Below are 21,678 nucleotides of genomic sequence, written 5' to 3' on the forward strand. Positions count from 1 at the left end.
CGCCCCCAACTAACTACGTCCCTCAATAAAGCAAGAAGAATGTCCCGATATCAATTCCGTTCATCGGCGCATATCCATCATGTGTTTCACTTGGAACCAAGATATCCATAGTTCCATCACCGTTAATGTCACCTGAAGAGGTATTAGAGAAGAAATAACTCGGAGAATTCTCTGTTTCTTCCCGGCTGATGATAAATGGTTTGTATTTGCCTTCGGCATCAGCGACGACGACAGTATCCGGATAGTCTTCGGAATGAAGCCCCTTGCTGGAACCAAAGAAGGTAATTCCACGCCCCAGGTTTGTAATGCCATTAACCTGATCATCGTAGCCGTAGCTTCCAAGAATAATATCATCGAACCCATCACCGTTGAAATCACCGGACTTCATACGACCTGACATCACCTCAGAGCCAAGGAAGTCAGAGGCTCTTGAATCCCAGGCGTAGAACATCTGTGGCGCAGGTTTTGGCGTCCCCACCGAGCGCATACACTGGATCCCCGCAGCTCCGCCAGGCAGACTTGGATCTGTGTACTCCATCTGCTTGTTCAAGTGACTGCCGAGATAGTCCCACATCACATCTCTGTTGTCTGAGCCGCACAGAGGACCATAATAGACATAGACGACCCCCGCATTTGCCAATCCAGCTTTGGGGGTTTCCCGTGGCGCAGTGACAACCAAGTCTTCGTATCCGTCGTTGTTCAAATCCCCCGCGGAGGCAACACGATAGCCGAAGTAACGTCCGTCCCTGTTATTTACACCCAGTGCACCATTTAGAATTGGTGGCATAAGTGCCGTCACTTTTCCGCTTGCACCTGAAGAATCCAACGTCGGATCCACACTCTGGAACAAAGTATCATCCGTGCAGGAGCCTCCGGAATAATCCGCGTTGTAGTAGTCCTCTCTAGGTCCTGCCTGCAGACCATTCGCACTGCCCTTGTACAGGAACACACGACCATAGTTGCTTCGCGGGCTGGCATCATAATAACAAGCCAGATCTTCCCAGCCTGGAGCAGAAACAACCAGATCGTCTTTGCCGTCTTTATCAATGTCCAAGACCGCAAGGCTCATTCCGAACATGTGTCTCATGCGTTGGTATCCATAGTCGACGTTGCGAACCATGGGACTGTACAAGAACTGCATTTTACAGGCACCGTTGTTACATGGCTTCCCGGCCAGGGCCGCGGATTCAGTGCCGTACGTGTCCACCATGTAAGTTGCATTGCTGGATGCCAGAGCCGTTGTAACCGTAGGTTCATCCCCCGGGCCAAAGCCTTTTAACTTAGGAGTTTGCACCCCTACGGATGAGCCGTAGTAGATCCACACGCGACCCATTTCAATGGCCGGATCCCCATTGGTACATCCAGAGTCGGGCTCCGGCTCGCACTGCCAACCACTATTTGCGGCAACAGCCCCACCACTTGGAGGAGTCGTATCAATCACAGTTCCGGTTTTGTTCATGCGGAAGAATGAAGAACCCAGGGGATTGCTCAACACGATGTCAGAATATCCATCACCATTGAAGTCCCCGTGATGAATCATTTGTCTGCTCCACGGACGAGCTTCATCCAAAATGTTGTTAAAAGAGTCGGTCCCCGTTGGCATGACATTCCATAATTTGGAGATGATCTGAGGATCACCCGCGGCTGGAATCCATTTTGGATTGGTCACAGCCTGCAAACCACCACGGGATCCATAATACATCAGGATCTGACCACCGCTATTGTAATCAATAAAGGCCACATCAGCAAAACCATCACCATTTACATCCCCGGCAGCAAAGGATCGAATCGCCCATCCGGCGCTAAAGCCTGTCGGTCGTGTGATCAACTGAGGAAGAGCGATATCATCCAATGTCACCCCTTGAGCGGGGTTTACCGAAGGATAACAATAAGTCTCATTCTGATTTTGAGCTTTGAAGATACGACTCAGATTCTCACGGCAGAATGAAGTCGTAACCAGACCCACCTTAGAGCCGAAGAACACAACCGCATCAGTTGTCGACACAGTAGAATCAGGAGAAGGTCGGGAGATCTGCCCAACGGCATCATCATATCCATCCCGATTGATATCCCCCACTAAGCGGATTGTTTCAAAATTCAAACTTTGCGGACTGGCGGCAGAGTCCACCAGTCGCTCTTCTGGAACGGAGTTGACGGAAGCCAAAGGCTGACCCTTGGAGTAGTATCCATAGGCGGCACCACCACCATTTTTCTGGGACTTGTCCAAATAGGCACCAACAAAGACGTCATTCAGCGGCAGCAGGCCATTGAAGTCACCGTCAAAGTTTCCGGCTGTGACAGCGCGACCAAAATAGTCATTGGCCTTCCCCTGATAGTTGTAGATATGCAGGAAGTTCGATGTCAGACCTGCATTCTGCAGACTTGTAAACACATAGGTTGCACCAGAATTTGTGGCTTTCGTGCTGTCGCCGGTGGCACCGACGACCACATCCTTCAAGCCATCCCCGGTCACATCGGCCACGGCCATGGCCTCAGGATAATAACCCAAGCGGAAGCCCGATCCAATGGAGTTGGAGCGAATCAGCGTCGGCGCACACATTTCACGGCTGGCAAGGTTGTCCACCGCAAATGAGGTACACTGAGGAGGACCATCCACCCAATGACGGCTGTAGGCTGTCGTTGAGGCTGCTGTATCAATCACACGGAAGGCTTCAATTTCATAGAGCTTGCCTGGATTTCCATAGAAGACCCACAGAGCACCGGAGGAAATTTTACTGCCATTATCGAACAAACTGCTGGCGACGACTGCTTCTGCCCAACCATCCCCATTCGAATCCGAAGGGTTTGTGATGGCGGTGTTGGTGCTGTCATAACGAGAAGAATCGCCCACCAAAGCCACAGACGTTCCAAAACCTTTGCTTGGCATTTTGGTCGTGTTTCCGGGTTGATCTTCCTTATAGAAACTTCGTGGGAACAGGACTCTAAAACCGGTGTTCTTCGTCAGACACGAGAAGTGCGCTTTAGCATCCATTTTTCGATTACCACACTGCCAGAAAGTACCCCGGAAAGTTGAGTCCGTTGGTGCCGACGCCGAAGGTGCAGAGCGACCAAAGTACAAATAGGCGGCCCCTGGGGCTGAACCGATTCCATAAAGCGCCTGAGTCACAGGCAAGCCATAGATGGTTGTATTCGACGGATAGTTAAATGAACCCACCGTGATCCCAGCCCCACCCTCCGCAGGTGTCACTGCGGCACAGGTGTCCGGAGTCGTACAGTTTACAGTAGTTGCCTTGACTTTATTAGAACCCGGTTGAGGATAACGATCGCCAGGAGCGCCGACAATCATATCGGCTCCACCGACCAACTTCCCATCCACGTTGCGAATACGGAAGCCCCCATCCACGTCGGCTCCCCCGTGCACTGAATGACCGAAGCGAGCACCAGCATGAGGTACTGGAGCATAAATCTTCAAGAAACGGAATTTCAGATCCGTTCCTGTCGGAGCGGAGGTCGCTAGCGGAGTTTCATATCCAATACCGGACTTGGAGCCGAAATACAGCGCCACATAGCCTGTATCACGTTCGTACTTGGAATCTCCCGGCAGATTCGGAGCTGGAATACCATCCCAGTCGCCCGATGGCGCACCCACGGCAATATCATCGTAACCATCTCCGTTGAAGTCCCCAATAAACGAAACAGAATAGCCAAACTCGACGCTACCTGATTCATAAGTCTTCAGATTCTGGTCCCACTTATCTGTAGGCCACAATGCCGTATTGGGCCACAGCATCACCGCAGAACATGTCGCCCCGTCGACAAGACCGTTACAGGTTTCGAAGTTCTGCTGCATGTCCTTGACTTTCGTAGGAGCTTTTAAACCCTGCCGACTGCCAAAAAATACAAACGCGGCCCCATTGTATTCACCAGTCTCAGGGGTATCCATCCCCGGAGCACCCACCAGCAAATCCTGACATGCTAGACCGGTATGACTGTCGCCGTTCAAATTTCCGCTTCCAGACAGGGACTTTCCAAACTTAGCCTGATGACTGAGATCCTCGAAAGTAATGAGCTGAGGATCGACCCCAGGAACCAGCGGATTTCTTTCCGGCGCAGGGGACGTTTTCAATCTGTATGTCGAAGAACCTACCGGTTTGTAAGTGTAATAAACATACACGGCACCAGCGCCCGAATTTTTAACACCCAATGAAGCAATGGCCATATTTGGCAAGCCCACCGCCAAGTCCGGATATCCGTCGCAGTTGAAGTCGCCGGAAGTCACAGCTTCGCCCATAAAGGAGATTCCGGCATCTGCGGCCAGCATCGGAGGCATCTCTTTCACATTTGGAATACCCTTGATATAGGTGCTTAAGTTATCAAAGATCAGGGTCTCATTTTTACTGCCATCATTGTAATTCACACGAATCGAAAGATCATCGACCTTGCCGATATTCCAACTGGCTGAAGGAGAGAATACGATCGTCCCCGCCCCCACCAGAGGATCTGAAACCGCTTCAGAACCACGATAAACACGGCTGACATAGTTCTCATTTCTGTATTCGGAATTCACAACCGGGTTCACCTTCGCAAAAGGCAAAGAACCGATTGAAATCGGACTCAACTCGTAAGCCGGTGTCGGGAACGATGAGTTTGTAGAGGCCGTCACTACCTTCGTAGGACGACCAAAGGTGTTATCAAGATACTTTACCTGCACAACGAAGTGATAACGAGTTGAGCCCGGCAAACCACGGAAAATATATCGCGGCTCTATGGACGTCTTATTAACACTTGTCCAGTTTGTCGTGTTTTCTGCCGTGGGGTCTTCGTATTCTTTATAGAAAATCTGATACTCGGAAACCTTGTTGGGGTATTCCCAAGTCAGAATAAGGTTTCCATCGGCATCCTTGGTGACGGCCCCCGCCCCTTCAAAAGGCTTAAAGGTCGTCACAGTTATTTCCTTGTTTCCTCCCACACTGTTGGTGCCGTCTGTCGCCACAACTTTAAAGGTGTAGGTGGAATTCGGATTCAGATTACGGATGGTCACTTCATTGAATGACGTGGTCTCCAACGGGTCCTGACTCAGATTGTAGTAAACCTTATACTCGCGATAGCGCTCATGCAGATCCCAATAAACTCTGACGGCCGTGGGCGAAAGCACTTCAACGCCGGACGCCCCGGTAAAATCACGCAGCAGGCTTCCTGTCTCTAACTTCTCGGTACAAGAAGCCAGCATCATCATGCTGGCCGCTAAAATACCATACAAAATCCTTTTAATAGAGAACATAGACGACTCCTGTCGAGAACGCTTTACCTGAAGGGTGATTTCTTCCCGGAGTTCCCAAGACTACGTCTGGAATTCCATCGCCGTTGATATCACCACTTGGAGTGCTGGATATATAAGAATACTCATAAGCAGATCGCTCTGGCAGATAGAGCAATAAAGGCTCACATGCCGGGACAGCCCCCCCGTTATAACAACGTGGAGTCGTCGTCGGCACCGCCGGGATTGTCGGATCCGTGGGTTGTTCTTTCGCCGCGATCAGCTTCAGGCCCAGGTTGCTGCCGAAGTAGACGACATAAGCACCAGAATCCTCTTGAGTGTCTTCAAGATCGAAGTCTTTACCTGGCATATTCACCAGCAGATCTGCAAATCCGTCGTTATTGATGTCGCCAATGCCACCAAGCCCCACACCAAAATTATCACCGAGGACGAAAATACCACCATTGATCACGTCAATACGCTGGGGCTTCGGCAAAGACTCACTGGCGTGAAGCATATTCACAGCAATCGGGTTCTGGCCTGCCACAAAGAAATCTGTCACCGCCAAACTGCTTGGGCCAAAGAACGCATAGGACGTTCCACCAACCACACCACCATAGAACACATAGACTTTACCCACCGCTGGTGCCGAAACCGCCATGTCGACGATTCCATCTCCGTTGATGTCACCCGTTGCCGCCAGATCATAACCGAATCTTTCAGCGCCCGCCGCTGGATCAATTTTCTGGAAGCTTGTGTACCCTAGACCTCGGGCGCCACCCTTGTACAAATACACCCGCCCCTTGAAGGCACTATAAGAAGGATCGGCCACTACAAGTTCTGAAGTCTCTTCACCGGCTATGACATCCAGGGATTTCAAACCCACCAAACGCCAGCCATAATTTACGCCCGTGTCCGGAGACGCCAGCGCCTGAACTTTACAAGACTTGGGCAATGTTTCCGTACACGGATTTTCGACGGCCACGTCAGCAGCAGAGCCATCTGCCTGCTGCAACAACACCTTTCCTGTCGAACGATTGGTCTGGGGTCCTGCGGATGAACCATAGAACACATAGACCCGGCCTTTGTTTGTCGGGCTCATGTTCAAAGCCCCCGGAACCACGTCAATAGAAGGGGTTTCGGCAGAATTCGTTCCAAGAGCGAAATCACTGTAACCATCGCCATTGAAATCACCGTAGGCCACGGCTCTGTTCATAGGGTCAAATGTGCTATAAGCCAGCGTGTTTGGCACAGTCCCATGCATCTTCGTGCTGCCATGGAATGTCACAACCGGAAGTCCATCGCTGTCACCAATCGCAAATCTCAGAGGGTTTTGACCAACCGGAGCCACGGAGGGCGCACTTGCGAAGACCACACCACTGGAAGAACCGTAGAATATATAAGTCCCATTATTGCCGATAACCAAAATATCGTCATAGGCATCGCCGTTGACACTGCCCACTCGATGGAACTCGGTACCAAACCCAGGATCCGTATCAACAACAAGCTTTAACGGCGCCAAAGGCGACGCTGGGTTGCGAGACGGCTCTGGTGTCGTCACAAGTCCTGTGGAGCTTCCATAAAACACCACAAGCTCAACCGTGCTTGCGACAGAAATGTGAGTGATAACGTCGGAGTATCCGTCACCGTTCAGATCCCCAACGACCTTGGCCCGCTCATAGTGATAATTCAGTTCTTTGCTGAAATTAACTTTAATCGACTGATCCGGCTTAGTCACAGCGGCCGCGAAGGTTCCGGTCGAATTGAAGATGTAAGAGGCACCATTCTGATAAGCCGGCAACGCAAGATTCGGCGCACCGATAATCAGATCTCCCGTTTTATCTCCGTTGAAGTCAGCCCCGGCCAAGCCTCCACCACCCAGAGTCGTCCCGGGTGTCATGTCGGTCGCGTAGATAATCGAGGCACCAAACGGATTCACACCACCACTATACCAGGTACAACCCACGGTGCAGCCTGGAGAGTCGTCAGGTGAGTACTTCGGCACGTCCACACGAATTCCGTTGTCATAGCCAAAGGTGGAAACGTCTGGTTTATACAAATAAACGACACCATGACTACCAATATTTTTCTTTCCGTCACTACTTGTAACCGTACGATAAGGGGCGCCGATGGCCAACGATGGCATCGCCCGCGTCAGGTTTTCAATATCCTCTACGCTACCCAGAGAACGTCCAAATTGAACTCCGGCTTCTGCGGGACTGGTGTGGATCGCTTGATTTTCACAATGCTCAAGACTTCCAGTCACTACATTTCGGTTTCGTTTGTCGCAGGCAATTGAATTCGCCGCCATCACCGTCTGCTGAGGCTCTAAAATTCCAACAATGCCGCCGGTGGCAAAATCAGAGGATCTTGGAGTCATGTAATAACCGAAGACCACCCCGGCTTCCGCAGCACCTGAAACCGTCGACATGGGAGCTCCTACAAACAGAGCACCGCTAATATTAGGAGTTAAACCTCCAGAAACTTCGAACAGCGGATACCCACCCTGATTGGGGACACCCAACAATGAGAATCCGTAGCCCTTGATATCAATATGTGAAATTGGATACGTCGGACTTCCCAAAGTGTTATCCGGATAGGATTCTTTACATTCCCACGACGTGATTTGCTGACGGTCGGTACCGACAGTGGGCTGCACGCCTTTACAAGCGATGATAGAGCCGCGTCCTGAGGCCCGCCCAGGAACACCAATCACAAGGTCATCACATTTATCAAAATCAAAACCCAGCGCTTTCGGCGCAGGTGCTGATCGATAAATGTAGCCACCACCATTTTCGCAGCGGCGTGAATTATAGGCAGACGCGACGGCATCACCAAAACTTTCGGCCGAGCTCTTGCCCACAAAACTTCCATCCGTCAGTTCCGAGACAAGCATTGTTTCTGCGTCGATCAACGCATGAGATTTCGTGGAAGACATCGGCAGAAGACCAGATCGGTCCCCGCGCAAAACCTGCACCTGACGCTTACCATTGGTCAGTTCAAGTCCCACCGCCAAGTCGTCGAATCCATCGTTGTTATAATCACCAAACGTAATCGCACGAACATATTGAGTAGCCGCACTTTTATATTTGGTAGGACGACACTTGAAGGATGCCGGGTCACAAGTAGCCTCATTCAAACCGTAAGCACTGCCACCCGAACCACTGACCAGTCCGCGGACCGGGTCACCATAGACTACAAAAACAGATCCATCATTTGTCTGGATGGCCAGGTCATCACAGGTATAGATCTTTTTGCTCTTCTCAGGATTCAGTGGTGGCGTGATCGGCGTGTAAAGATCATCACACAGACCCACACGATTTATCTTGGGATCCGTATCGGTCGTGCCCTCTGGTGGAGTATAACGACTGAAGCAGTCGCCATTCACGTTACCCGCCGCAACCCGCATCCCCAAGCGGGCATTGGAAGTCATATCGGTGTAATAAATCAACTGAGGGTCCGGGGCTGAAGCATCCGCCGCAGGCGCCAAGTCTGTCTTTAAACGAGGCTTGGGACGAACGATCTGACCGTTTCCATCAATCTCATCGGGTGGCTGATAACCGTAGAACACAGAGACGGCTCCCGTCGCATCATAGTGACGGGCACTCAAAAATGGTGTCGCTTGTGGCGCTGTGATTGCAACATCCTTATAACCATCGCAGTTGAAGTCCCCAACGACGATCCCATTCCCAAGCTGCTGCATGCCCAGACCATCTCCGACCAAACGAGGCACCAGAGGAACCTTTGCGCCGGCACCTTCCAGAGCACGCACTTTTGGTTTCTTCGTAAGAACCTGATCATTAGGTCCCTTGGTCAAAACATCAACGATAGTGACTTTCCCGTCGACTGAACTCACCTTCGCATAGATATCCTTCACACCTGGTGAAATTGGAATGATGGAACGGAAGTATCCAATCCCGTTGACCGTGGCTAGACGAATGTCGGTAAAACGTTCAAAGATCTCTGTCTTATAAGTTGTGTCCCCGCCCTCAGTCCAGAACCACGGGAAGCTGCCGATGAAGGCTGAGTTTATGTACACCTTAGGAAGATTTGCCAACTGAGACTGAACCAAGGCACACGGAGCCTTGGAGTTCAAATATGTCTCACTCATATTTGAGGGCTCGAAGGTTCCATCTTCATAGAACGCCATGACCCAAAAACAATACTTGGAACCACTTGGAAGAGTGCTAATGAGCATCGTGCTTTTGTTGATCGCAGTAGCCACTGGCTGAGTCAGATCCCAGGAGTCACTTTCACGCTTGGCAAAAATCTTATACGTAACCCCTTCACCGTTCTTAACCCAGCTGACTTCCACAGAACCGTTGGCCTGACTGGTAACGCCAGAGGACGGAATGCCGTTGAAGTTCGACATTGTCTTCACCGTCATGTACTGATCAAAACCAAATTCTTCGTCTGACATCGCGTCCACACCCGCGACGGAATACTCGTAGTAAGTGTCTGCAGACAAGCTATCAATCTTTGTTGTGGCAAACGTTTCGCGTTTGATCGGAGAGTTAAACCCTTTGCGATAAATCTTGTATTCTTTAAATCGCGCCTGAAGAGGCCACGAAAGCTTCACAGCCGTTGGCGAAATAGCCACGGCCGAGTCCAATCCATTGAACTTCGAAGGCAAGTTGGTGCCCTGCAATCCTGCTTGGCTACAGGAAATCAAAACACCACAGGCAACGTACAAGAGTAGTGACAAAAAACATTTCATATAGCTTAAGGCTATCTTCAGTTACGCAGAATTGAAATGGTGTTTAAAACGTCACAGATCATTGTACAGTCTAGGAAAAATCGACACTTTCCCAGCCTTTATGCCTGAAGGATTCATACTGAGACTCTTAAATGAAGTAGAGGCAATGCAATCCTATTATAAGGTCTAGATCAGAACGATCCTCTTATTCCAAAGAAGGAACAGTTTGTAAAAGTGTGGAAAAATCCTGAGAGCAGGACATCCTATTTTGATCCAGAATATAAATTCTGTGATCCCACAAATCATCCAGAAGGCGTGAGCGATGAACACAAAAATAAATGGTAGTTTGATTGAAATTTCCCTCGAAGGACCGATCAGCGAGAAAACATCATTGTTCGACATAAATTTGCAAACATACAAAGAGATCAAACTCAATCTCTCCAAGGTCACATTCATCAATTCCATCGGCGTGAAAAATTGGATTCTTTGGACTCTTCGAGTTCCAAAAAATGCTAAACTTTACCTCGAGGAATGTCCTTTTGTGATTGTAAACCAAGTCAACATCGTCCACGGCTTTGTTCCGCAAGGTGCCGCGATCACATCCTTCCTTGCGCCTTACTTGTGCGACAGCTGTTCACACGAACAGATAGTAAAACTGTCGCAGAATGTTCACTACATCTACGCCAGTGATCAGTCGCAAGCATCAATAAAACTTCCAGAAAATTTAAAGTGCGCGAAATGTGGCGGAACAACGGAGCCAGATTTCATCGTGGAGAAGACATTCAGCTTCCTCAAGAAATCGTGACAATCCTTCACAAGGACTTGTACATCGACACATAAATCGTTATAGTAATTCATGAAAAAAAATTGGTTTACAACTTTGATTGTGGCCGTGACCCTCGCCGGAGGAGTGACTTACTACTTCGGTGTTCTGGGTCCGAACACCAGCGTGGATGAAACTTCTTTTGGCAAACCTCTTGCCGTCATCCGAAACCTCAACAGAGAAGTCCGACACAAATACCCCGGAGACTTCTTCTGGCGTACAAGCAACGAGGGACAAAAACTTTTCAACGGCTCAGAGATTTTTGTCGGCAGCCAGTCCTCCACAGTTCTCTTTTTCTCCGGCAGCCGACGCGCACGTCTTTCAGAGAATACGCTCCTGAGAATCTCTGAAGATAACACCGACAAAAACAATCTGATCCTGACTCTTAACGATGGCTCTTTCAATATACGCAGCTTCCCCACAGACCAGAGCAGTGTCGTACTCAGAGTTGATGAAGGCGGCCTTAAGATCCGCCCGGGCTATAAGTACGATCTCTATGTAAAGAAAAAAGAAAAAGCGCTGGGACTTTCACTGGCCTCGGGCCACCTGCAAATGGATGGCGTCGCTGAAAAAACAGAACTGCAACAAGGTGAAAGCGTCATCGTCCGCAACCGCAACACCCTCTCCCAGCTCGGCTCTGACGGACCCAACAAAGTTGAACTCTACATTGATCAATCCATTGATCCCTCCATCCGCCTGATCAATCCTCAAGAAAAACAGATCGTTTACAAAAGCGATAGAGCTCAAACCTTCCGCTGGGAAAGTCACTCCACTTCAGATCGACAGGTTCTGGAATACTCCTCTCACCCCGACTTTTTTGACAACCTGACTAAAATCGACGTCACAAATCAGAAACTGTATCCGATTCCTTCCCAGAAAATGCAGGGGGATATTTTCTGGCGCATTGTCACTTACAAAGAAGGAGTTCCGCAGTTTTCAAGCCCCTCTTACTTCAAAGTCGCTAACTTACAACCCATACACCTCAAGGAACTTAAAGTCAGTTTCCTGGAGCGTGGAAAGTGGCAGCTTGAAGCCACCGTTGACAGCACAGATACAAATGCACGCTACGAATTCCAAGTCAGCAAAAGTGACACCTTCACCGAACCTTACGATGCTTTTGTCGGCCCGGCTCCGTTTCGTTCTCTCCTTGATCAAAGCGGTCAGTTCTTTGTGCGCGTTCGACGACTTTACAACAACGATCTGCTTTCTGACTGGTCCGAACTCAAAACCCTTCAGGTTCGTCCGCCGATCTCAGCTCCGACACTAAGCCTCGCCTCCAACAAAGAACAAACCCAAGGTGCGGTGACTGCTGAGGTCACCTGGAGTGCAGATGCCTATTCTGAAAACTTCCTGCTACGCACATCTCCAGATGCGGATTTCAAATCCTCCAAAATCATCCGCCTTCCCAAAGACAAACTCGAATACCGTATCACCGAAAATCTGAACAAGAATCTGTACGTCGCAGTTCAGGCGGAATCCGTCGAGGGTGAAGTTTCTCCGCTTTCAAATGTTGTCATCTTAAAACCTTCTGCCGCTGCCTTAAAGTCCCTGGCGACAAACGCTTCAGACGCCCAGAAAGCACAGGCAGTGTTGAAACTTCTCACACCTCCTAACAATGCTGTTGCCTATGTCGGAAAACCCGTGCGCTTTGAATGGACAGGAACTGCAGCGGCGCTAGAAATATCGCCTGTTGCCGGATTCTCACAGAATGTGGAGAAGTTCAAAACGGTGGGTTTGAGCAGCTTTGAAATTACCAGGAAAAATGCCGGTCCTTTATACTGGCGCTTGATCAAAACCAACGGACAAAGATCAGATTTCCGCCATCTGTCTGTTGTGCCCATGACTGACATCAATCTGGAAGAAGCTTCTTTGCGCTTTATCGAACGCGGCCGCTGGGAAGTGTTCGCCAAGGTTCGCAATGCCAGGGCAGCAGAAACTTTCCAACTGGAGCTCAGTCGCAGCGAAGACTTCAAGACCCTTGTGGCTGCTTACAAAGGGACACTGAACAAGGGAATTCCTGTCTCTGAACCTGGACGATACTATTTACGCGCGCAGAAACTTCTAGCAGACAAACCTGCCTCGGGCTGGTCTAACACCGCAACGGCTGACGTCCGCCCTCCCCTGCAAGCCCCTGAGCTTTTAAAAGAGAAAGAAGAGCTTGTAAGTCCGATACTTGTGCGCGTGACCGTTCAATGGAAGCCCGTACCCCACGCCAAAGACTATCTGATAGAGATGTCGGACACGCCAGGCTTTGGCTCTAAGAAGCTGAAGATCGCAGTGAACGATGAGCAATATGATATTGAACACTCCACCCGAGATCCCAGTTTTGTCCGAGTCATAGCCCGTTCCGCAGAAGGTGAAATTTCTCCGGCATCAGAGGTCTTTAAAGTCAAAGGCGTTCTGCCAGGCCCTTCCGTGGATCGCTATGAAATCGCCTTTGGCAATATCGAAGACAAAAAGGATTCAGACAAGCTGCACATCCTGTGGAATCATCGTAAAAATGCAAAGAAGTACTTTCTGGAGGTCGGGCGCCGCGAAGATCTTAAGGACGCCAAGAGACTGGAAACCAAAAATATCGAGTTCTTCATGCCGGTCACCCAAGAAGGCTGGTACTACTTCCGGCTGATTCCAAGCTCGGAAAGCACGGAATTCTTCGACACTCCTTCGCAGGTCTATGCTGTGGAATATCGCAAGCAAGAAGATTTGCAGCCGGCGGCCCTGGAAGCCCCAAATAAAGGAAAACGTTTCAAGCGCGGCGATGCCATTCGCTTTGCCTGGGGACAAATTCTTGGCGCTGCCTGGTATGAGCTTGAACTATCACAGAACACCGACTTCACTGGCAGCACTGTTTATAAAGTGGAGGCTCGTGATTATTATCTTAAACAAGGCCTTGATAATGGACGCTGGTATTTCCGCATAAGAGGTCGCAGCAGTTCTCAAAGTTCGCCCTGGTCAGAATCGAGCTTCATTGAGATCAATTAAAAAGAACTCCTTCGGGAGCTCTTTTTTTACAAAAAATATTATACCACCAGTTCGATAATAGCCCGGAATCCATAACTTCCAGCCATGGCGCCCAGGATGTTTCGCAAAGAAGTGATGTTCTTGCCCTGGGCCCCAATCAGTTTACCTCGGTGTTCCTGGGGCACCGAGATTCGATAGATCGTCGTGCGGTCTCCGGTTGTGAAACTAACCTCCACCCCAGAAGCACCGGCCGTCATTTCCTGCACCACCTCACGCAAAACTCTTCCCATCCGAGTACGAACTTCATCCAACTGATTTTCCGCCGTAACCACAAAAACATCTCCTCCGTCACTGAGAGCTTCATGCTCAATGAAAACTCAAGGAAGCGCAATGGGCCGCCGTACAGACACGACTTCAAAGTGTTCACACATCCCGACGACAGAAACACGTTAAAGAATCTTTAACAACTTTTATAAATTTCTTCGGTTTTTTGACAAAAAAAAGCCCTCCGAAGAGGGCTGTTCGAACTAATATGATTTTGCAAACAGAACCCACTTTGTGGCGGGCTTGCCGGAGAAGATGCAGTTCCCCTCGATCGGCTCCTGTTCCAGAGGCATACAGCGTGGAGTCACTTTCAGCTGCGCCAACAACTCGTGGCCCATACCAGCCTCACACCAAGGAACCTTGGCAAAGCCCGGCGCTGTTGTTTCTCCACCAGAGAAGTACTTCTCGAAATCCTGTAGATTTGTGATTTTTTTGATGCTCTCATCACGCATTTTCTTAGCGCGTTCAAACATACCATCCTGGATCTCCTGTAAAAGGGCTCCAATATTTTGCACAAAAGCGTCTCTGGACTGGGATGCCTTTTCTTTCGGCCCACGATCACGACGACCTACGAAGACTTCACCCTTGGCCATATCGCGAGGACCGACTTCCACACGTACAGGAACACCCTGCTTGATGTACTGCCATGCTTTTTCACCGCCGCGCATATCGCGATCATCAATTTTCACACGAACAGATGAGCCCACATAGTTCTGCGCTTTCAGGTCCTTTTCCAAAGCTTTTACGTAATCCAGAACCTGCGCACGCTCTTCATCATTGCGATAGATCGGAATGATCACAACATGCAACGGCGCCAGTCTTGGCGGTGCCACAAAACCATTGTCATCACTGTGGGTCATGATCAGACCACCGATCAAACGAGTGGAAACACCCCAAGAGGTTGTCCATGCGAATTCCTCTTTGCCTTCAGCACTCAGGTACTTGATCTCGGAAGCTTTGGCAAAATTTTGACCCAGGAAGTGAGAAGTTCCCGCCTGCAACGCCTTTTTATCCTGCATCAGTGCTTCGATCGTGTAGGTATCCACGGCACCCGGGAATCTTTCATCCGGCGTCTTCATACCCTTGATTACCGGCATCGCCATGTAATTTTCAGCGAAGTCCGCATAAACATCCAGCATCTGCAAAGTTTCTTCCTGAGCTTCCTTGGCCGTTGCATGGACGGTATGTCCTTCCTGCCACAGGAACTCAGCGGTTCTAAGGAACATGCGTGTGCGCATTTCCCATCTCATCACGTTACACCACTGATTCACCAGAATCGGAAGGTCACGGTAAGATTTCACCCATTTTGCAAATTGATGGCCGATGATTGTTTCACTGGTCGGACGAATGATCAGTGGCTCCTCCAGCTCGCCATCCGGAATCAGCTTGCCGTTGCCATCACCTTTCAAGCGATGGTGAGTCACCACCGCACACTCTTTGGCAAAGCCTTCGACGTGAGCCGCTTCCTTTTCCAGGAAGCTCAGTGGAATCAACAACGGGAAATAAGCGTTCACGTGGCCTGTGTCTTTGAACTTGCGATCCAAAACCGCCTGCATGTTTTCCCAGACAGCGTAGCCCCAGGGCTTGATCACCATACAACCGCGCACCGGAGAATTTTCGGCCATATCCGCGGCGATGATCACCTGCTGATACCACTCTGGATAGTTTTGGGAACGTGTCGGGGTAATTGCTGTATCTGCCATTGTCGTCTCTTTCTTAGTTTTCTTTTGAGTCAATTCCGTATGCTTTGATCTTTCTGTGAAGATAACTTCTTTCCAGACCGATCACTTCCGCCGTGCGAGAGATATTGCCGTTGTTTTCGCTGATCTTGCGCAACAGGTAGTCTTTTTCAAACTGCGCACGCGCTTCCCTGAAGGTGGAAAGATCCTGCATCTCAACGGCTTTTTCATCATCCTTATCGATCAAACCGGCAAAGCGCAGGTCATGCACATCGACAAAATCACCCGGAGTCAAAATGTAAACACGTTCGATGAAGTTCTTCAACTCACGAACATTTCCTGGCCATTGGTAAGCCAGCATCTTTTCAATCCCTTTTTCCGAAAATACTTTTTTCGGATAACCGCTTTCACGCGAAACATTGTCAGAGAAATAAGACACCAGAACCGGGATGTCCTCGGGGTGCTCTTTCAAAGCGGGAACGCGGAAAGGAATGACATTCAAACGATAGTACAGGTCTTCTCTGAAACGACCTTCCTTAACCTCCTTTTCCAGATCTTTGGAGGACGCAGCGATCACACGCACATCATTTTCAATCAGTTCCACACCGCCGACGCGGCTGTATTTACGGCTGTCCAGGTATTGCAGAAGCTTACTTTGGGCCGCCGGATTCAATTCGCCAATTTCAGCGATATACAAAGTTCCGCCCAAGGCCAAATCGAGCTTTCCTTTTTTTGGACGATCCACACCAGGCATGGCACCCTTTTCAATTCCGAAGATTTCAGCCTCCTGAAGATCTTCAGGGATCCCGCCGCAGTTGATTTCAACAAACGGACGGCTGGCACGGGAGCTCATGTAGTGAATATTCTGTGCCACCAGCTCTTTGCCTGTGCCGGCTTCGCCCTGAATCAAAACCCAGGAGTTCGTCGGTGCCACGCGCGCAATAATCTGCTTGGTGGCCACGATGGAAGGAGCCTCACCGATCAAAGCAATCGACTTGCGAAGTTTATTCAACAACAAAGCCTTTTCTTCTTTTTGCTGTTGGTAGCTCAGGATATTTGAGATCACAATCAGGATCTTATCCATGGAGAGCGGCTTTTCGATAAAGTCCCAAGCTCCGAGCTTCGTCGCCTTCACGGCTGTTTCAATAGTCCCGTGACCGGAAATCATCACGAATTCCACATGTGGGAATTCCTTGCGGGCCAGATTCAAAACTTCGATCCCGTCATACTTGCCCGGCATCCAGATATCCAAAAACACAATATCCGGCTGCACATCACGAATCGCCTGAATTCCAGACTCTCCGTCATGGGCCAAAGAAACCTGATAGCCCTCATCACGCAAAGATGCCGAAAGCACATCCCGGATCGGAGCCTCATCATCAATGATCAAAATCTTAGTACTCAGTGCCGTCATAACGACCTCTTTCTCAAATTCTTCCCAACCCTTTGGACCGGCTCACGCGTCGGAGGGTTTCCAGGCGCCTATCTCATTTACGGGCATCTCAATAACCATCTTGATCCCCTTAGGTTCATTGGCCGTAGCCCGAATGAAGCCGTTGTGGTCCTCGATGATCCTTTTCACAATCGCCAATCCTAGCCCAGTTCCGCCCTCTTTTGTAGAGTAGTATGGCTCAAAAATGCGACTTCGATCCGCCGCAGGGATGCCCTCCCCGTTGTCGGCCACAGTCATACGGACGGTTTTGATGTCCTTGTCATACCGGGTGACAATTTTTATGCTCGGCTGTGGCTCTTTTGCAACAGCCGAAACCGAGTTATCAACCAAATTGACCAAAACCCGCTTGATCTGATCCGGATCAAACTTGAAGTCCGGCAGATCCCCATCCTTGGTGAACTCAAAGTCGATCTGAGGGTGCGCCTGCCGGTAAAGCCCCAAGGACTCTTCCACCACGCTGTTTAAGTTAGCCACCACAGGTCGGGCTTGCGGCAATCGGGCAAAGTTGCTGAACTCGTTCACCAGGTTCTTCAACCCATCAACCTGCTTCACAATCATGGTCGTGCATTCACTGAAGGCGGGGTCCGTGATCGTCGCGCCGAACTTACGCTGTAAGCGCTCTGCCGAAAGCTTGATCGGAGTCAGAGGGTTTTTAATTTCGTGCGCGATACGGCGGGCCACCTCCGTCCAAGCTGCGGCCCTTTGTGCGTTCACAATGGGAGTCATGTCGTCAAAGACCAGAATCTTACCGATGTCCTCGCCTTTTTCATCCTTCAGCATGGACAGCGTCACTTGCAATGGCACCGCCTCACCCTGGACATTCAGGCGCAGTTCTTTCTGCAAGCTTTCGATTTTGTGATCGTGCATCGTCTTTTGCAGCTCCGCGAAAGTTCGGAAGTATTCCAAAGTCAGAAGATCCCGCACCGAATGCCCGATGTATTTTTCCGGGTCCACGCGCAAAAGCTGAGCCGCATGACGGTTGATCGTGGTGACAACGCCAGCCTTATCCACCGAAATAACCCCGGCGCTGACGTTCTTTAAAACCGTGTCTGTATAGCGCGCATGCTGATCCAGTTCTTCGAGTGTGCTTTCCAAAGTCACCGTCATCTGGTTGAAGCTTGTAATCAGGTCATTGATTTCCTCAGAACCGGATTTTACTTCCAGCGGAGTGTAATCCCCCCCGGCCACACGACGGGTCGCTCGCCCCAACTGAACGATCGGCACCGACAACTGCTTGGCCAGATAGAACCCAAACCAGGTCGCCGCCAACAGAATCACGAAGGTCATCAAGACCAGGATATACAGATAGATCGACTTTAGCGGGTATTCCAACGGATTGATGTCGCGGAACTCATCATAGGCCGTCGAAATATCGTTCATTTTTGAAATCAAAGACAGCGGCAGGAAGCTTGAAACCACCACAGCGCCTTTTTCCGCGCCCTCTTGCACAGGCACGATCACCCGCACCAGATTTCCATCCCCGAACTGGTGAATGATACTGGCTTCGGCCTGAAGCTTGATCCCCTTTTGCAGGAACTCAAGCGACACGGCAGGCACGGTGGGAACGTTGTCATCCTCTGCCGACACCACCACGCGTTTACCGAAAAGCGAAGGATAGTATTCCACCGCATCCAAACTGAAATCCTTGCGCAGTTGTTCGACCTTTTTTTGGATTTCTTTCTGGCTTTTCAGCGGACGGATCGCATCTGAAATCTGATGGGCGAAGTGATAGTTCTTTTTCTTCGCGTTGAAGTAATAGGCGTTGGTGACTTCGATGGAACTTTTCAGGACACCCGCCATCTTGGCGCTGAACCACTTGTCGAAGCTGGAATTGATATAAAATACCGAGATGATGAACATCAGCACGGTCGGAATAAAGCTGAACGCCACGAACGCGGCAATCAGCTTAGCCTTCAGACTGCTGCCGAAAACTTTCCCCTGCCTTTCCACGAAAACCTTCACGACATTGCGGAAGATCATGAAGAGCAGAAGCAGCAACAAGATGATGTTGAAGTTCACCAGACCGAAAAAGAAGATGCTGTGAACAAAGGGAAGCTGCTGACTGGTGGCGAACAGGCGGATCTCAAACCACGTCAGAAGACCAAATAAAAACGACACCACAAGAACCAAAATGATCTCACGGCGTCGCTTTTTGAACTCCTGCGGACCAGGAGGAAGAAACTCATCCTTAAGGGGCGTATTTTCCATAGGCCCCATGCTAGATTACTTTCTTACTTTTTTCTTCTTTTTTTGTGTTTTTGCCGCAGCTTTTGCAGTCTTCTTGGCGGCCTTTGCTGGGGCTTTCTTGGCCAGCATCACGGCCGTTTTCATGGCCGCAGGGATTTCCTGGGTCAGACCGATCATTTCCATCACCACCTGAGCCGCATCTTCCCCTTTATTGCCATGATCACCACCGGCGCGGGCAAAGGCTTGTTCTTCATTTTCAGTCGTCAGAACGCCGAAACCAATTGGTTTCTTGTAATCAAGCATAAGACGAGTCACGCCGTCAGTCACCGAGTTGCAGACATAGTCATAGTGGGAAGTGTCGCCACGGATCACCACACCCAAGGCCACAACACCATCACAACCGGCCTCCAGGAAAGCCTGGCAAGCCAGCGGGATTTCAACCGCGCCCGGAACCAAGGCCGCAAAGATCTCGACGTCCTCACAGGACTCCAGATAGCTGATTGCGCCTTCTTCAAGTCTGGAAGTGATTTCCTGATTCCAACGAGCTGTAACAACACCAACTTTGATTTTTCCCATTATTTTGATCCCTTCAGATTTTCCATTGCGACAATTTCAACGATTTCAATATCAAACGCTTTCAAACCGACCTTCTTTTCAGGCTTGTTGGTCAGCAGGCGGATCTTATTGGCGCCGATTTCACGCAGGATCTGCGCCCCGATGCCATAGTCACGCTCATCCATCAGCGGAGTGGAAGGACGAACATCCTCCATTCCGATCAAGACATTCAGCTCTTGCACCAGACCTGCCGTGCGGTTGTTTCCACGCAGCAAAACAAAGGCGCCGGATTCTTCCTCCTGCAGCGCTTTCACACTTTCCAGAACAGACGAAGCCCCGCGCTGAATAACAGCCATAAAGTCGCGTGTGAAGTTATCGACGTGCACACGCACCAGCGTCGGCTGGTCTTTTTTGATTTCACCTTTTTGAATCACCAGATGTTCAAGGCCATCGACCGTGCTGCGGAAAACACGCGCTTGCATGTTTTCACCAAAGGACGCCGGCAAGGGAATGCTGGCCAGCTCTTCCACCAAAGTCTCATTCGCCAGGCGATACGCGATCAAGTCCACGATAGTGCCAATTTTGATATTGTGCTTTTTAGCGAACTCACGCAAGTCACCCACGCGCGCCATCGTGCCGTCGTCATTCATCACTTCACAGATCACCGCTGCTGGATTCAATCCCGCCAGACGAGCCAGGTCCACACTGGCTTCGGTGTGACCTGCACGCTTAAGCACCCCACCTTGCTGGGCACGGATCGGGAAGATATGGCCTGGCATGTGAATGTCTGTGGGTTTGGCGTGAGGGTTCGCCGCCACTCGGCAGGTCAATGCGCGGTCCGCGGCGGAGATCCCCGTGGAAATCCCCTCGGAGGCTTCGATACTGACCATGAAGGCGGTTTTATTCGGAGCAAAGTTCAAATCATCGCGAACCATCAGTGGCAACTGCAAGCGCTCGACCTGCTGGGCCGTCAGACAAAGACAAACCAAACCGCGGGCTTCTTTCACCATGAAGTTGATATTTTGAGGAGTGGCAAATTCAGCCGCCAAAATCAGATCGCCTTCATTTTCACGATCTTCATCATCCACCAGGATGACCATTTTTCCGTTACGGACGTCTTCGATAATTTCAGGGATGGTATTAAATTCCATGTTAGCCCTTTCTCACTTCCAAAGAGCGCTGAATAGCTCGCGCCATATAGTCAGGTTCCACATTGATACGACTGCCCGGTTTCAAGCCACCAAGATTCGTGCGCTTCAAAGTCTCCGGGATCAGGCACACAGAGACGACGTTGCCTTCAAGTTCATTCACCGTCAGGCTGACCCCGTTCAGAGTCACACTGCCCTTTTTCCAAACATACGGAAGAATCGTGTCGGCCACTTTCACATCCAGGAAGAAGGATTCCCCCTGAAGATCCGCCCGAGTCACCGTCCCCAGACTGTCCACGTGCCCGGTCACCAGATGACCATGGATTCGGTCGCCAAAACGCAAAGATCTCTCAAGATTGACCTGTTTGCCGATCCAGCTTTGTGGGTTCCATTCCAAAACCTTGATGGTTTCCGCTGCCAGCGCAAAAGTCATATGGGAATCATCGAAAGCTTCCACGGTCAGACAGACGCCATCACAGGCAATACTGTCGCCAAGCTTTATATCATTGAATTCACTGGGTTTTTTGATTTTAATTCGATAGGCGTTAGACAGCTCTTCGGAGCTCTCAATCGGCATGACGGATTCGACGATTCCAGAAAACATAAGGGCCTCTGCTTGTGGCCGAGACCCTAC

11 protein-coding genes are annotated in these 21,678 nt (G+C 50.1%); 2 read left to right on the forward strand and 9 right to left on the reverse strand.

Translation table 11 applies throughout. The features are described from left to right. Positions 1-22 precede the first annotated feature (22 nt). A complete protein-coding gene (locus ACZ50P_RS13525) occupies positions 23-5,242 on the reverse strand; it encodes a hypothetical protein (protein ID WP_464131736.1) in 5,220 nt (1,739 codons plus the stop codon). Beyond that, positions 5,229-9,935, reverse strand: a complete 4,707-nt coding sequence (locus ACZ50P_RS13530; protein ID WP_464131738.1) for a hypothetical protein — start codon at positions 9,933-9,935, stop codon at positions 5,229-5,231. Before ACZ50P_RS13530 ends, ACZ50P_RS13525 begins: the two co-directional genes overlap by 14 nt. A 301-nt stretch (positions 9,936-10,236) precedes the next feature. On the opposite strand from ACZ50P_RS13530, the gene ACZ50P_RS13535 reads away from it, so the two are divergent. Together ACZ50P_RS13535 and ACZ50P_RS13540 are read left to right on the forward strand one after the other, a co-directional pair. Beyond that, positions 10,237-10,719: a hypothetical protein gene (locus tag ACZ50P_RS13535; protein ID WP_464131739.1), complete on the forward strand. Its 483-nt coding sequence runs from the start codon at positions 10,237-10,239 to the stop codon at positions 10,717-10,719. A 51-nt stretch (positions 10,720-10,770) separates the two neighbouring features. Further along, positions 10,771-13,719 carry a hypothetical protein gene (locus ACZ50P_RS13540; RefSeq protein WP_464131740.1) on the forward strand — a complete coding sequence of 983 codons (2,949 nt, stop codon included), beginning with the start codon at positions 10,771-10,773 and terminating at the stop codon, positions 13,717-13,719. Positions 13,720-13,757: 38 nt separating this feature from the next. Here ACZ50P_RS13540 and ACZ50P_RS13545 read toward each other — a convergent pair whose 3' ends face one another. The 7 genes from ACZ50P_RS13545 to ACZ50P_RS13575 form a co-directional block, all read right to left on the reverse strand. Then, complete coding sequence (locus tag ACZ50P_RS13545; protein WP_464131742.1) at positions 13,758-14,030, reverse strand: KH domain-containing protein; 273 nt, start codon at positions 14,028-14,030, stop codon at positions 13,758-13,760. 195 nt (positions 14,031-14,225) lie between these two features. Continuing rightward, positions 14,226-15,725: a proline--tRNA ligase gene (gene proS / locus ACZ50P_RS13550; protein WP_464118212.1), complete on the reverse strand. Its 1,500-nt coding sequence runs from the start codon at positions 15,723-15,725 to the stop codon at positions 14,226-14,228. A gap of 13 nt (positions 15,726-15,738) precedes the next feature. Continuing rightward, the gene (locus ACZ50P_RS13555) at positions 15,739-17,115 is read right to left on the reverse strand and encodes a sigma-54-dependent transcriptional regulator (RefSeq protein WP_464118213.1); all 1,377 of its coding nucleotides are present in this window, start codon (positions 17,113-17,115) and stop codon (positions 15,739-15,741) included. A 42-nt stretch (positions 17,116-17,157) separates the two neighbouring features. Next, entirely contained in the window at positions 17,158-19,362 is a 2,205-nt protein-coding gene (locus ACZ50P_RS13560) for a sensor histidine kinase (protein WP_464131744.1), read from the reverse strand. Positions 19,363-19,377: 15 nt separating this feature from the next. Beyond that, the gene (gene ribH, locus ACZ50P_RS13565) at positions 19,378-19,917 is read right to left on the reverse strand and encodes a 6,7-dimethyl-8-ribityllumazine synthase (RefSeq protein ID WP_464131746.1); all 540 of its coding nucleotides are present in this window, start codon (positions 19,915-19,917) and stop codon (positions 19,378-19,380) included. After that, positions 19,917-21,047 (reverse strand): 3,4-dihydroxy-2-butanone-4-phosphate synthase, encoded by a 1,131-nt coding sequence (gene ribB / locus ACZ50P_RS13570; RefSeq protein WP_464131748.1) that lies wholly within the window; start codon positions 21,045-21,047, stop codon positions 19,917-19,919. The genes ribH and ribB overlap by 1 nt, the downstream gene beginning before the upstream one ends. A 1-nt stretch (position 21,048) precedes the next feature. Beyond that, a complete protein-coding gene (locus ACZ50P_RS13575) occupies positions 21,049-21,648 on the reverse strand; it encodes a riboflavin synthase (protein WP_464118217.1) in 600 nt (199 codons plus the stop codon). Positions 21,649-21,678 lie beyond the last annotated feature (30 nt).

It is taken from the genome of Bdellovibrio sp. CKG001, from assembly GCF_055397465.1.